13 protein-coding genes are annotated in these 14318 nt (G+C 66.2%); 6 read left to right on the top strand and 7 right to left on the bottom strand.

The genetic code is table 11. From position 1 onward, the window contains the following. Positions 1–836, bottom strand: an 836-nt coding sequence (locus WAW85_RS03725; protein WP_422558304.1) for an NUDIX hydrolase, incomplete at its 3' end; no start/stop codon positions are given. 103 nt (positions 837–939) lie between these two features. On the opposite strand from WAW85_RS03725, the gene WAW85_RS03720 reads away from it, so the two are divergent. Genes WAW85_RS03720 through WAW85_RS03710 form a run of 3 tightly spaced genes read left to right on the top strand, consistent with a single transcriptional unit; the run spans position 940 to position 3974 of the window. After that, entirely contained in the window at positions 940–2391 is a 1452-nt protein-coding gene (locus WAW85_RS03720) for a CCA tRNA nucleotidyltransferase (protein WP_422558303.1), read from the top strand. A gap of 10 nt (positions 2392–2401) precedes the next feature. Further along, positions 2402–3493, top strand: coding sequence for an aminotransferase class V-fold PLP-dependent enzyme (locus WAW85_RS03715; RefSeq protein ID WP_422558302.1), 1092 nt, complete (start codon positions 2402–2404; stop codon positions 3491–3493). A 49-nt stretch (positions 3494–3542) separates the two neighbouring features. Further along, positions 3543–3974: a hypothetical protein gene (locus WAW85_RS03710; RefSeq protein ID WP_422558301.1), complete on the top strand. Its 432-nt coding sequence runs from the start codon at positions 3543–3545 to the stop codon at positions 3972–3974. On the opposite strand, the gene WAW85_RS03705 is transcribed toward WAW85_RS03710, so the two are convergent. Beyond that, the gene (locus WAW85_RS03705) at positions 3908–5254 is read right to left on the bottom strand and encodes an MFS transporter (protein WP_422558300.1); all 1347 of its coding nucleotides are present in this window, start codon (positions 5252–5254) and stop codon (positions 3908–3910) included. The two genes, WAW85_RS03710 and WAW85_RS03705, sit on opposite strands and share 67 nt — an antisense overlap. Before the next feature lie 70 nt (positions 5255–5324). Here WAW85_RS03705 and WAW85_RS03700 point away from each other — a divergent pair, with 70 nt between their 5' ends. Together WAW85_RS03700 and WAW85_RS03695 are read left to right on the top strand one after the other, a co-directional pair. Continuing rightward, a complete protein-coding gene (locus tag WAW85_RS03700) occupies positions 5325–5915 on the top strand; it encodes a YqgE/AlgH family protein (RefSeq protein ID WP_422558299.1) in 591 nt (196 codons plus the stop codon). 1 nt (position 5916) lies between these two features. After that, positions 5917–6633, top strand: a complete 717-nt coding sequence (locus WAW85_RS03695) for a DedA family protein (RefSeq protein ID WP_422558298.1) — start codon at positions 5917–5919, stop codon at positions 6631–6633. Between the two features lie 2 nt (positions 6634–6635). On the opposite strand, the gene WAW85_RS03690 is transcribed toward WAW85_RS03695, so the two are convergent. From WAW85_RS03690 to WAW85_RS03680, 3 genes are all read right to left on the bottom strand, one after another. Beyond that, complete coding sequence (locus tag WAW85_RS03690) at positions 6636–7463, bottom strand: SDR family oxidoreductase (protein WP_422558297.1); 828 nt, start codon at positions 7461–7463, stop codon at positions 6636–6638. 67 nt (positions 7464–7530) lie between these two features. Beyond that, complete coding sequence (locus WAW85_RS03685) at positions 7531–8535, bottom strand: bile acid:sodium symporter family protein (RefSeq protein WP_422558296.1); 1005 nt, start codon at positions 8533–8535, stop codon at positions 7531–7533. Between the two features lie 50 nt (positions 8536–8585). Continuing rightward, a complete protein-coding gene (locus tag WAW85_RS03680) occupies positions 8586–9110 on the bottom strand; it encodes an SdpI family protein (RefSeq protein WP_422558295.1) in 525 nt (174 codons plus the stop codon). Between the two features lie 62 nt (positions 9111–9172). Here WAW85_RS03680 and WAW85_RS03675 point away from each other — a divergent pair, with 62 nt between their 5' ends. After that, positions 9173–12307 carry a leucine--tRNA ligase gene (locus tag WAW85_RS03675; RefSeq protein ID WP_422558294.1) on the top strand — a complete coding sequence of 1045 codons (3135 nt, stop codon included), beginning with the start codon at positions 9173–9175 and terminating at the stop codon, positions 12305–12307. A 583-nt stretch (positions 12308–12890) separates the two neighbouring features. Here WAW85_RS03675 and WAW85_RS03670 read toward each other — a convergent pair. Beyond that, positions 12891–13955, bottom strand: a complete 1065-nt coding sequence (locus WAW85_RS03670) for a DUF2804 family protein (protein ID WP_422558293.1) — start codon at positions 13953–13955, stop codon at positions 12891–12893. A gap of 49 nt (positions 13956–14004) precedes the next feature. Continuing rightward, positions 14005–14318: hypothetical protein (locus WAW85_RS03665; protein WP_422558292.1), on the bottom strand; the 314-nt coding region annotated here is incomplete at its 5' end.

The raw sequence follows: 14318 nt of genomic DNA, 5'->3' as shown, positions 1-14318 counted from the left end.
GGCTCATTGCGGCGCTGATTGCGGGCGGCGGCAGCCTTCTCATAGTCGTTCGGTTCGGTGCGGTTTGCCTCGGCTTGGTTGCGGGCGAGCCGGGCGGGATCGCTGCGCAGATCAGCGATGACCGCTTCGGCCGTGCGGGCGAGCCGTCGTTCGTCAGAGTACGTGAGGCGACGAGGTAATTCGGTGACCGGCACCCACGCCACAGCGGCGACCTCGTAGTCCGCATCGGAGAGGACGCCGTCGAGGTAGCGGAGCAGATAATGATGCACGGTTTTGTGGATCCGGCGCCCCTCGCTGACGAACCAGTAGTCGATCTTACCGAGCGGCGCGACGATACTGCCGGTCACGCCGGTCTCTTCGGCGATCTCCCGAATGGCGGTCTGTTCGGTGGTCTCCCCGGTCTCGATATGACCCTTCGGCAACGACCACATCATCCGGCCGCGTCGGTCGATGCGGCCGATTAGCACCGCCTTGATCTGGTCATACGGCTCATCGAGATTTGAGAGCACAAGGCCGCCGGCCGAGGTCTCCCGCACCGTGCGCAGGCGCGGTCCGCCGGAGCTCGGATGCTTCTCCGGAGCTTCAACCGGGCGCGGTTTACTGTGCTGTTTGCTGCTGGTGCGCGGCATCACAGCGGGGCTGGGGCCACCGCGCGACTCCCCCGAATCGGCGGTCTCGGCGGTGGCGGCTGGCACCGTCGAATTCGGTCCCTTGCTGCGTCGGCGTCCGCGTCGTCGGCCGCGCCGGTTGCGTCGTGACCGCTGACCGGGAGGGTCGCCGGACGCCGGATCGTCGTTCACGACGTCCGGTCGGCTCACCGGGGACTCAGCAGACACACCACGACTCTATCTGCTCGCCACCCGCTGTTACCTCAAGCTGTGGGCGTCGGTGGATACCGAACGGACGAACCTGGAGTGCTGCTCGGTAGGCTCAGATCCCATGACCGACAGTCTTTCCGCCGCGCGCATGGAGCGACGGACGCGGCTCCTCGCCGCCGCCGCGATCACCCTGCGCGAACTGAGTGACGTGCTCACGCCCCTCGCGCAGCGGTTTGCCGAGCACGGGCACGAGTTGTACCTCGTCGGGGGCACCGTACGTGACGCGGTGCTCGGGCGCCTCGGCAATGACCTGGACTTCACCACCGACGCCCGACCCGAGGTGATTCAGCAGGTTCTGGCCGACTGGGCCCAGGCGATCTGGACTACCGGTATCGAATTCGGCACGGTCAGCGGTGTGAAGGACGGCAACACCGTCGAGATCACCACCTACCGGTCCGACCAGTACGATCGGGTCAGTCGCAATCCGAAGGTCACCTTCGGCGACACGCTCGACGGCGACCTGATTCGTCGGGACTTTCGGGTCAATGCGATGGCCGTGCGGGTGAATCCGGACGGTACGCAGGAGTTCTGCGATCCGCTCGGGGGCATCGACGACCTGCTGGCCGGCGTGATCGACACCCCGGCGGCGCCGGAAGACTCCTTTTACGACGATCCGCTGCGGATGCTGCGCGGAATCCGCTTCGTCTCCCAGCTCGGCTTCGGGTTGTCCGACCGCACCGTGGCGGCCATCACCGCGATGTCCGGCGAGATAGAGCGGATCACTGTCGAACGGATCCAGCTGGAGCTGGACAAACTGATCTGCGGCGAGCATCCGCGCGAGGCCATCGACCTGCTGGTGCAGACCGGACTGGCGGACCGGATCATGCCGGAGATTCCCGCCATGAAACTCACCATCGACGAGCATCACCAGCACAAAGACGTTTACCAGCATTCGCTGACCGTCCTGGAGCAGGCGATCGATCTGGAAACAGATGGCCCCGACCCGGTGCTGCGGTGGGCGGCACTCCTGCACGACATCGGCAAACCGGCCACCCGCCGACACGAGGGGGCTGGTGGCGTCAGCTTTCACCACCACGAGGTAGTCGGCGCCAAATTGGTGCGCAAGCGGATGCGCGCTCTCAAGTATTCCAAGGCGATGGTTGATGACGTCGCCCAGCTGGTCTTCTTGCACCTGCGCTTTCACGGCTACGGTGAGGGCAAGTGGACCGATTCGGCGGTGCGCCGCTACGTGACCGATGCCGGGCCGTTGCTGGATCGGCTGCACAAGCTGGTGCGCGCCGATTGCACGACGCGCAATAGGCGACGGGCCCGCAAGCTCCAGGAGACCTACGACGATCTGGAGCGGCGCATCGCGGCGCTGCAGGCCGCCGAGGACTTGAGCCGGGTTCGCCCGGACCTGGACGGCAACGCGATCATGGAGCTTCTGAACATTCCGGCCGGACCGCAAGTCGGTGCAGCGTGGCGCTATCTGAAGGAGCTTCGGCTCGACTCGGGCCCACTGTCCCGCGATGAGGCGGAGACGGCTCTACTGCAATGGTGGGCGCAGCGGTAGATTTGTCGGTATGTACTGCAGCGATCTGGGAGAACAATTCCACGCCGCGCGGATTGCGCCGACGATCACCCACCTTGACGCGGCAGCGGCTGGCCGGTCGACGTCCGCCGTCGTCGAGACCATCGCCGGTCACCTGTGGCGCGAATCCGAGCGCGGTGCCTATGTGGCTGCCGAGGAACGGGAGCAGGTGTTGGCCGACGGCCGCCGCGACCTGGCGGCCTTGCTCGGTCACCTCCCGGATGAGCTGAGCTTTCGGGACAGCGCCCGTGCGTGCCTGCGGGCGTTGCTGACGAATTGGAATCTCCCGATCGCCTCGACGGTGTGGGTGGCGACCAATGAGTTCGGCCCCAACCTCGCCGAATTCGAGAACCGCGGGATCTCCGTACGCACCATGCCATCGGCCGACGTATACGGCCACGTCGACGTCGATGCACTGGAGAACATGCTGCAGTTCGAGCAGCCGGAGTTCATCCATGTCTGTCAGATCGGTTCGGCCAGCGGTGTGGTGCAGCCGGTGCAGGCGATCGTCCAGGTCGCCCACCATGCGGGTGTCCCGGTTGTCGTTGACATGGCCCAAGCCGTTGGGCACGTCCCCACCGTGACCGGTGCTGACATCGTTTACGGCACGGCGCGTAAGTGGCTGACTGGTCCGCGCGGGGTCGGTTTCATCGCGGTGCGCGCTGACGGGCTGCGACCAGTGACCATCGACTCCTCGGACGGCTTTGTGGCCGGTCGCCTCGGTCTCGGCCAGGCGGTCGCTGAGCTGGCCGAGGCTGGTCTGCCGGTGGTGTACGACGAGCTCGCCAAAATCGGTCGGATCACCCGCGAACGCCTCACCGGCATCGCGTCCTGGGAGGTCCTGGAGCCCGTCGACGAGCCGTCCGCGCTCGTCACGCTGATGCCGCCGCCCGGCTGGCAGCCCACCGATGTGGCCGCCGCCCAGCGCAAGCTCCGCGAGATCGGCCTCCTGGTGACGTGCGCCGACTCGTGGCGCGCCCCGCTTGCTGGTGAGCAGTCGCTGCTTCGGGTCGCCGGGCACCTCGACCTGCGCCGGGAAGATTTGGATCGGTTGGCCGACAGCATTCGCACCATGGGGTACTGAAAGATTCTCTTCGCTGGTTGGGCGTGTCCGGGAACCGAACTGCCTCGCTGTGCGTCCAATTCATGTGGAGGGCCTCGAATACTTCTTCGGCACCGGCGACGGTGAGTTGTCGACGTGGCACTCCCCTGCCGACCTCGACCTCGACGGCGACGGTGTGGCCGACGCGGTGGCGCTGGACTTCGACGGTGACGGACTGATCGACGACGCGATGTGGGACTCCGATGGCGACGGTATCGCCGACCGCGTGGTTCTCGACCTCAATGACGGCGCGGATGCGACCGTATTCTCCGACGGCGGCCTTGGCCTGTGGGAGCAGCCGTGCCGGAGCGGGCCGCTACCGGGCGTTGACGGCACCGAGCAGGGCGGGTCGCCCCGCAGGCTGGAAATCGACGTCGACGGTGATGGCGTCCCCGATCAGGTGCTCGAGGATACGGACGGCGACGGGTTCGCCGACGGTATCGCGGCGCCCTCGTCGCCGTAGTGCAGGCGCGGATCGGCTCCGCGAACGTCCTTCGGATGGCTCTTCCAGACGCCGAGGGCGGCCACCACGTACAGGCCCACCGCGCACAGGACGACGACGGGTGCATTCGGGGATGCGACGGGAAGGACCATTGCGGCGACCACCATTGCCACGACGAAGGCGATGTTGAATACCGCGTCCTGCACGGCGAAGACTTGTCCGCGGTAGGTGTCGGAGATGTCTGCCTGCATGGCTAGGTCGCCGCACAGTTTGATTGTCTGGCCAGCCAGGCCGAGCAGCACCGCGCTCAGACAGATGCTGATCCAGCTCAGCTGCAGGAGCAACGCTTCGGCGGTCGCGGCGAGGATCAGGGCGGTGGCGATAGTCCAACGGCGGCCGATTCGGTGGATCAGCAGCGGCGTGGTGAACGCGGCGAATAGCGCGCCGAGGGCCACTCCGGCGCCGACGACAGTGACGGCACCGACATCGTGCCCGCGGATCGGCCCCAGGTCGAGTGTCTTCACGATCAGCAGGATCATCAGCATGTTGATGCCGAAGACGAAGCGGTGGACGCCGATTGCGGACAGCACGACCGCCACGGTGCGGGTATTGACGACGGCGCGGAAACCGTGCCCCAAACCGTGGGCGACGGCGTACGACGCGGAGTGCCCGGCGTCGTCTGGGGTGTCCGGGCCCAGGAATCGGGGTACGAAGCCAGCGGCGATACCCGCGGAGACCAGGCTGATGGATGCGCCGGCCAGCAAGGTCGCGGCCGAACCAGCATCGTCAGACCCAAACAGTGCGCGCAGCGCCCCAGAAATGACGAACCCGAGAGCGAGGACGCCGGCCCCAAGTGTGGTGAACAAGGCGTTCATTTCCATCAGGACATCGCGACCGGCGACGTGCGGTAGTGAGGCGGACAGGCCCGAAGCTACAAATCTGCTGCACCCGGTGACCAGGAGCGCGGTCACCAGAACGGCGGACTCAGGGGCGCCGGACCCCATCGTGAATGCGACCAGGGCAATGGTGATCGCTCGAAGGACGTTGACCCACACCAGAACTCGCCGGCGATCCCAATGGTCGAGAAGTGCGCCAGCGAACGGTCCGATCACCGAGTACGGGATCAGCAGCACCGCGAAGCCGAGCGCAATTGTCATTGGTTCGGTTTGGCGATCGGGATTGAAGAGGATCGAGAAAGCCAGGGCCGCTTGGAAGGCACCGTCGCTGAGCTGGCTCGTCAGGCGGACCAGCAGCAGCCGCCAGAGCCCAGGCGAATGCGTCAGCGAATGAATGAACCTCACCTGTTGACGATACCCACTTCCGACCGATCGGGTGGCGATCCCGACGTGGGGCCTGTGCGATGATTGACGCGTGTTTGGCGACGACTCTTGCGGCGATCCGGCGCTGATCAGTCCGGGATCGGTGCTGATCGCGTCGACATCCCTCGTCGGTCCGACTTTCGTGCGCTCCGTCATTTATATGATCGAGCACGACGAGAACGGGTCCCTCGGTGTCGTGCTGAACCGAATGAGTCAGGCCGCGGTGTTCAACGTGCTTCCCCGCTGGGCCGAGCTTGCGGCCGCTCCGCGCGCCGTCTTCATCGGGGGTCCGGTGCAGACCGAGTCCGCTGTCTGCCTTGGCGTCGCCAAGACGGGCATCGATTTGGCTGCCCAGCCCAGATTGCACCAGGTGCGCGGTCCCGTCTGCATGGTGGACCTCGACGCCGACCCCGACGAACTGCACCCGTTCCTCACCGGAGTTCGAATTTTCGCCGGATATGCCGGATGGGATGCCGGACAACTGGCCGAGGAAGTATCCGAGGGCAGCTGGCTGATCGCCCCGGGCTTACCGGCCGATCTACTCGCACCGGCTACCGTCGATGTGTGGCACGAAGTGCTCAAACGGCAACAGTGGCCGCTGTCGCTGCTGGCCACCTATCCCGACGACCCGCGGACCAACTGACGTGGAAAAGATTTCTGAGTGGTTGACCACCGTCGTGGGTTCCGCCCCGGCGTGGGCGGTCTATACGGCGGTTTTCGTTGTGCTGTTCTCGGAGACGGCCGTGCTGGTATGCGGTCTGATCATGCCGAGCGAAGCGGTGCTGATCGCCGCCGGAGTCGCGGCGGCAATCGGGCAGCCGAACATCTTTGTTCTGATCGTGCTGGCGATCGTGGGCGCCCTCTGCGGAGACCTCACCGGATTCCTGCTCGGCCGTAGATCTGGGCCGCGCGTGGAAAACTCGTGGGCCGGCCGTAAATTCGGTCCGGAATACTGGGACGGCGCCGCGCGGCGCGTTCGGCGGAACCTCTTTGTGACCGTCCCGGTGGGTCGATGGCTCGGCTACGTGCGGACCGTCGTACCGATCACCGCGGGGATGTCCGGGGTCAACATGCGGAAGTATGCGTTGGCCACGTTCATCGGTGGAGCCACTTGGGCGACGTCGGTGCTGGTCTTGGCCTACGTGCTGGGCGCGACCGCGGGTGCTCGGCTCATTGGTGTCTTGGTGATCGGCCTCGTGGTGGCCGGTTGCCTGCTGGTGGTGACCCGGGCGATCCGGCACCAGCTCGACCGGAGGCGGCACGACACAAGTGAGCCGCCCGCGCGCGCCGAACCGGAGGCCGCCGAACCGGAGGCCGCCGCAGCGGTCACCGTCGACGCCCGGGAAACCCCGGCCAACTGACTTCAGGCGCCCATGGCGCGCTTCTGGTAGGCGCTGCGGTCGGCTTCCGCGGCGGCCTTCACCTGGTTGGGCACCATCTGCCGCATCAGGAGATCCCGGATCGACTGAGGCAGCAGACCCATGCCGGCGACCAGCGGACCGACGTATCCGGGGATCATCGTGATGAAGCGGGGCTTGGCGATCGCGTCTAGTACGGCCTGCGCGACGTCGTCGGGGCTGAGCATCTTCGCGGCGCCGGTGGCGGTGCCGCGGGCCAGTTCGGTGTCGACGACGGCCGGGAGGATCGCTGAGATCTCGACGCCGCTGCCGCGCAGTTCCTCGCGGACCCCGGTCAGATAGCCGAGCACCGCGTGTTTGGTCGCCGCATAGGTGGCCTCTCCGGGCGGTGCCAGTTTGGAGGCGGCCGAGGCGATGGTGATGATGTGTCCGACGCCGCGCTCGGCCATCATCGGCGCGACCAGCCGGACGCCCCGGATCACACCGAGCACGTTGACCGCGAGCATGGCTTCGGTGGCCTTTTCTGGCTCTTCGTTGTAAGGACCGACCCACATCACGCCGGCGTTGTTCACCAGGACGTCGATGGGTCCGAAGTCGGCGGTGACCTTGTCCAGGAACTCGCGGTACGACGTTTCATCGGTGACGTCGAGGGAGTAACCGCGCATCCCGGCGCCGAGTTCGTCGGCGGTACGCTGCGCACCGTCCGCATCGCGGTCGCCGATGGCCACCCGGCAGCCGGACCACGCCGCTTGTTCAGCGATCTGCCTGCCGATACCGGCGGCGCCGCCGGTCACCACCATCACCATGCCGTCAAACTGCTGCTTATTTCCCATGGCTCCAGTCTCTCATTCACGGAGCAGCGCGTGCCAGGGCCCTTGGGCCGCGGTCGCCAGCTGGCTTTCAGGCGGCGATGTCGGCGGGATCGGGACGGCCCGGTGCCCGCTTGCTGTAACGGGTGGCTAGCGCGGAGCACAAGATCAGTTGCACCTGGTGGAAGATCATCAAGGGCAGCACGATCAGGCCGACCTGGGATCCGGCGAACAGCACCGTCGCCATCGGCAGGCCGGTCGCCAGCGACTTTTTGGTCCCGCAGAATTGGATGGCGATGGTGTCTTCGCGGTCGAAGCCCAGGCGACGGGGCAGCCAACCCGACAGCACCAGCATAACGACAACCAATACGGTGGCGATGATCGTCATCAACACCACCTGCCAGGCGCTGACCAGCGACCACAGACCCTGCCGGACGCCCTCGCTGAACGCCACGTAGACCACCAACACAATGGAACCGCGGTCAACGTACTTGGTTGGTTCGGCGTAGCGGGCCAGCAACGGCGCGATCCATGGCCGGAGCAGCTGCCCGAGCACGAACGGCAGCAAGATCTGCAGCATGATTTTGGTGATCGACGAGGCGTCGACGTGAATGCCCGATTCGGTGCTCATCAACCAGACCACCAGCAGCGGCGTCAGGAAAACCCCGAGCAGATTGGACACGGAGGCACTGACGATCGCCCCGGGGACGTTGCCCTTGGCGATCGAGGTGAAGGCGATCGACGACTGGACGGTGGACGGCACCAGCGTCAGATACAGCATGCCCGCGGACAGGTCCTGGCCGATGATCTTCGCTAACAGGGGTGCGAGCACGAATCCGATGATCGGGAACAGCACGAAGGTGAACGTGAGAATCGTCAGGTGCAGGCGCCAGTGCGCCAGCCCGGCGAGGGCTTCGCGCGGGTGCAACCGGGTGCCGTACAGGAAGAACAGCAGTGCGATCGCGGCGATGACGGTGTAGTCGAGGACCTCGGCAAAGGCGCCGCGAGCCGGGAAAAGCGCCGCGACCAGCACCGCCAGCATGATCGCTATGACGAAACCGTCGATCGGTGACCGGGCTATCAGCTTGGCGAACATCAGCGATCGTCCTCCTTGCTCGTCGGGCGGCGGTGCCTGGCGGGTGTGCGCTACCGGCCGGCGGAGGCCGGCGGGGACTCCGATTCACACATGCCGCTCAGGGCACAGGAGCCGCAACTCGATTCGCCGCAGTCGGCGGCATTTTGTGCTTCGCTGTTCGCCGCGCAGGAGTCTTGTTCAGCGGCGACGGTGCCACCCGAGCAGCAATCGCTGCTGCAGCCGCCGGCCCCTTCCGGGGCGGGGACCCGCTGCGCGGCCCGGACGGCGACGCCGCTCACTACGGAGACGGCCAGCAGGCCGATCGCCAGGCCGCCGAGAGCGAATAGGAAGCCCCATTCGGTGGTGAGGGCGAGTGCTCCGCCGAGGATCAGCGCGAGCGAGCCGAATAGGAAGCCGGGTGCGGCCACCCGGTGCGCCAGGTCCCAGGCGTCCTGGGACGCCCGGGTCGCTTTACTGCGGACGCCGATCCAGCGGTTGCCGGGCAGTCGGCCCAGTAGGCCCGCGATACCCACGCCAGCCCACAGCGCGGCGAGCACAAAGGCGACGACGGCGGCGATCACGGAAGCGGCATACACGACTGCGATCGTATCGCCGAGGCGCTGCGCGGCGAGAATCGGCGACGATTTACCCTGGTCGGGTGAGCATCGCCGACAACACCCCGGGGCACCGTTACACCGCACAGACGGCCGGTGACATCGAAAACCGCTGGCAGCAGTACTGGACTAGCGAGGGCACCTTCAACGCGCCTAATCCGGTCGGGCCGCTCGCCGGCGACTTCTCGGCGTTCGACGGCTGCGGTCCGCAGGCGCCGGACAAGCTCTTTGTCCAAGATATGTTCCCGTACCCCTCGGGGGCCGGTCTGCACGTCGGGCACCCGCTGGGCTTCATCGCGGCCGACGTCTTTGCGCGGTATCAGCGGATGATCGGCAAGAACGTTCTGCACACCATGGGCTTCGACTCGTTCGGACTGCCTGCCGAGCAGTACGCTGTGCAAACGGGCACGCATCCGCGCACCACCACCGAAGCCAATATCGAGCGGTACCTGCAGCAGATCCGCCGCCTCGGTCTGGGCCACGATGAACGACGACGCGTCGCCACCACGGACGTCGACTTCTACCGGTGGACGCAGTGGATCTTCTTGCAGATCTACAACGCCTGGTTCGATCCCGCGCAGAATAAGGCGCGTCCGATCGCCGAGCTGATTGCCGAATTCGATTCCGGCACAAGGGTTTTGGACGGCGGCGAGTGGTCCGAGCTTGATGCCGTCGGTCGTCGCGAGGTGCTCGACTCCTACCGTCTGGTCTACCTGAGCAACTCGCTGGTCAACTGGTGCCCGGGTCTGGGCACCGTGCTGGCGAACGAGGAAGTCACCGGCGACGGCCGCAGTGAGCGCGGCAACTTCCCGGTGTTCCGGAAGAACCTGCGCCAATGGATGATGCGCATCACCGCCTACTCCGACCGGCTGCTCGACGATCTGGACCTGCTGGACTGGCCGGAGAAGGTCAAGAGCATGCAGCGGAACTGGATCGGCCGTTCCCAGGGCGCCCGCGTGCGGTTCCCCGTCTCGCTCCCTGACCCCACCGCGCTCCCTGAGCCGCCCCTGCTCCCTGAGCCTGTCGAAGGGTCCACTCTGCTCCCTGAGCTTGTCGAAGGGTCCACTCTGCTCCCTGAGCTTGTCGAAGGGTCGGCTCCCCTGCTCCCTGAGCTTGTCGAAGGGTCAGCCACCATCGAGGTCTTCACCACCCGCCCCGACACCTTGTTCGGTGCGAGCTACATGGTGCTCGCCCCTGAACACGAGCTGGTGGACGTCATCGTCGCCGACGCCTGGCCGGGTGACCCTTCGACAGGCTCAGGGAGCAAAGCCAGCTCAGGGAGCAAAGCCAGCTCAGGGAGCGAAGGCGGCTCAGGGAGCGAAGCCAGCTCAGGGAGCGAAGGCGGCTCAGGGAGCGAAGGTAGCTCGGGGGGCGAGGCGGGCGCGGGGGTGGATCCGCGGTGGACGAACGGCCACGCCAGCCCGAAGGCGGCCGTGGCTGCCTATCGTGCGTCGATCGCTGCCAAGAGCGATCTGGAGCGTCAGGAGAACAAGGAGAAGACCGGTGTCTTCACCGGCGCCTATGCCACCAATCCGGTCAACGGCGAGCAGCTCCCCGTCTTCATCGCCGACTACGTGCTGATCGGCTACGGCACCGGCGCCATCATGGCGGTGCCCGCCCACGACGAGCGGGACTACGAGTTCGCCACGGACTTCGGCCTACCGATCCGCGAGGTGATCGGCAGTGAGGACGGCATCGCGGAGAAGGCGTTCGTCGGCGATGGACCGCTGGTCAACAGTGGTTTCTTGGATGGCATGCGGGTCGATGAGGCCAAGCGCGCCATCGTGGAGAAGCTGGAAGCCGAGGGCACCGGGGTCGGTACGACCGCCTTCAAGCTGCGCGACTGGTTGTTCGCCCGGCAACGCTACTGGGGCGAGCCCTTCCCCATCGTCTACGACGCACACGGCGCCCCGGTCGCACTGCCCGAGTCGATGCTGCCGATCGAACTGCCCGAGGTGGCCGACTACGCGCCGGTCGCCTTCGATCCGAACGACACCGACAGCCTGCCCTCTCCCCCGCTGGCGAAGGCCACCGAGTGGGTCGCCGTTGATCTCGATCTCGGCGACGGTCTGCAGGCGTACACCCGCGACACCAATGTGATGCCGCAGTGGGCGGGCAGCTCGTGGTATCAGCTGCGGTACATCGACCCGACGAACGACGAGACGCTGTGCGCCAAGGCGAACGAGGCGTATTGGATGGGTCCGCGTCCGGAGCTGCACGGTGCAACTGATCCGGGTGGTCTGGACCTGTACATCGGTGGGGTGGAGCATGCGGTGCTGCACCTGCTGTACTCGCGCTTCTGGCACAAGGTGCTCTTCGATCTGGGCCATGTGACCAGCCGGGAGCCGTATCGCAAGCTGTTCAACCAGGGCATGATCCAGGCGTACGCGTACACCGATGCGCGCGGCGTCTACGTGCCCGCTGAGGAAGTCGTCGAACGCGATGGCAGGTTTTTCTTCAACGACGAAGAGGTCAGCCAGGAGTACGGAAAGATGGGCAAATCGCTCAAGAACTCCGTCGCACCCGACGACATCTGCCGCGACTACGGCGCCGACACCCTGCGCGTCTACGAGATGGCAATGGGCCCGCTGGACCAGTCTCGTCCGTGGGCGACGAAGGACGTCGTCGGTGCGCAGCGGTTCCTGCAGCGCGCATGGCGGCTCGTCGTCGACGAGGAGACGGGCGCGACGCGAGTCACCGATATCGAGCCGTCGGACGAGACGCGCAAGGTGCTGCACAAGACCATTGCCGGTGTCCGCGACGACTACGCCGGGCTGCGGATGAACACTGCGGGCGCCAAGCTGATCGAGCTGACCAACCATCTGACCAAGACCTACCCGGACGGCGCGCCCCGCGAGGCCGTTCAAGGCCTGGTTTTGATGCTCGCTCCCCTGGCCCCGCATCTCGCGGAGGAACTGTGGAATCGCCTGGGGCACAACGGATCTCTGGCGCACGGACCGTTCCCGGAGGTGGATGAGAGCTACCTCGTCGAGCCCACCGTCGAGGTGCCGGTGCAGGTCAAGGGTAAGGTCCGCAGCCGCATCCAGGTGGCTGCCGATGCGGACGAGGCCACCGTTGTCGCGGCGGCACTGGCCGATGAGAAGATCGCGGCGTTGCTCGACGGCGAGCCCCGCAAGGTGATCTACGTGCCCGGCCGCATGGTCAACGTCGTCCCGTAGTTCCACCGCGGCGGTGTGCCGCGCGCACCGGCTGGGTCGATATGCTCTCGATCTGTGGAGAAGTCGGTGGCTTCGATGGGACGGCGTGGGCGCGGTCGGCGCGGTGATCGCCGTGAGCCTGACGGGGTGCTCGGCGAGTGAGTCGATGTCGTCTATCGAAGCTGGTGGCCCCGCCGGACCGCAGCGACTCGGTGAAGAATCCTCGGTCGATCGAGAAGTGGGCGGCCGATGTCAACAAGCGTGACGAGGCGACGTTGATCGCCAAATGCTGGACCTTCCCGCCGTCGTACGTCCGCGATAACTACCTCGGCGATACCAATCAGCGTTCGCCTATCGCGTCGAGCGCTATATCCGCCGCACTCAAGGCCGGCCGATCAATCCGAATGATACGGAGCCGAACTACTGGCTGGAATGTCAGTTGCAGCGTGGGACGATCCAGAATGTGGCGCAGGCTGATCCCGATGATATCGCCGTGCGAAGGACCGGGGACTTGTCGTGGACGGCGAAGTCAGGTCCTCTCACCTTTGAGATTGGGCATGAACCAGCCGAACCCTGTATTCGTTCGGCACACTGATTCACCGCGTCAGAGCGTGATGCGCTTCTGCTCTCCCACGCCGAACATGCCGTCGACGTTGAGGGCGACGCCCTGGGCCTCGATGGCGCCCTCGTACCAGCCGTAGGGCGCGTAGTACTCGGCGAGCGCTTTGGCCGGACCGACGTGCATCGTCGAACGGACGGTCGGGGTGAAGGTGACATCCACCGCGCCGGAGGTGTCGCGGATCAGCCACTTGCCCCACGGTCCCTGCGGACGTTCGACGCTGACGGCCGGCAGGCGGTGCAACTGATCGCCGATCCAGATCGCGTTCTCGTTGTACTGGGCCGGATCCAGAACCTGGTTGTCGGTGAGGTTGAAGCCCTCCACCACACCGTCCTTGCGTCGGCGGATGCCGGTCACCCAGTCGTAGCGCATGGGGCGGGGGTAGTCGCCGTGATGGTCGTCGATGATCATGAAGCCACGGTCATCGCCGAAGCCGACGTGCTCACTGCCGATCACCAGGGAACCGGTCATCGGCATCATGGCCTTGTGCGAGTACAGCGCCCGATCGACGCTGAACGGGTGCACCACCACAAGATGCGCGGCCACCGATGGATCGCACCGTCCGGACACGTGTATCCCCATCGAGGGCAGTTCGTCGCGCCCGGGGTGGTGCGCGTCCACGGCGATCCGCCACTGGTCGAGATGATTGCCGATCTCCACCCGGAAGTCGGCCACCCGGCCGCGCGACGACGAGGCGAGCAGCCCGCGCGCCACCGACAGGGTCGGGGCCGGCATTTTGGTTTCCCACCGGGTGATGGTGCCCTCATGCTTATTCACCGCGAGGACCTGAATCAGCCCGACGGTCTTGGCGTTGTACACCGCGCCGAGGACGAACCAGTCGTCGTCGCCGAGCTGAAACGCCTCCCATTCTTTGAGCCGCAGATTGCGGGACATCCGCCGGACGGAATCGAAGCGGGTGTGCCGCATGCCCGCATCCAACGGGTTTATGTTCGGTATTGGGCCGTTGTAGGTGCCGAACTGGTAGCGGCCGTCGTCGACGAGCGCCGGGGGAGGCGCGACGGGAGTGGGCGGAAATACAGGAGTGCTCATCAGTTAAGACGGTAGCGCGTGGGCTGAGTTGAATGAGAAGCAGATACGGTCACCCGGCTGATGCCCCCGCAGGCGGGGTATTTCGGGTCTGCGCTGCCGGCCGGTTCCAGGGGAGGTAGGCGGTATGACCCCGCGCACTGACCGTCGCGGCATGCTGGAGCGTCCAGTTCATGCCGGTCAGGGCCAATCCCGCGTCGAACAGAGCGGAGCCGGGTTGGGACGACGCGCCGGGCAGTCGATCGAGCACCGTTGGTCCGGGTGCCTGGGTGTCGGTCGCCAGGTGGTCGTCGCCGCTGCCGAGCACCGCGCGGGTGGCGGCCGCGGTCGCCAGCACCTGATCGACGGCGGCGGTCAGCGCGGGCG

The organism is Gordonia sp. (in: high G+C Gram-positive bacteria) (assembly GCF_049299075.1).
Taxonomy (GTDB): Bacteria; Actinomycetota; Actinomycetes; order Mycobacteriales; family Mycobacteriaceae; genus Gordonia.
Note: the sequence above shows the minus strand (reverse complement) of the source record. Positions and strands in the feature narration are given on the sequence as shown.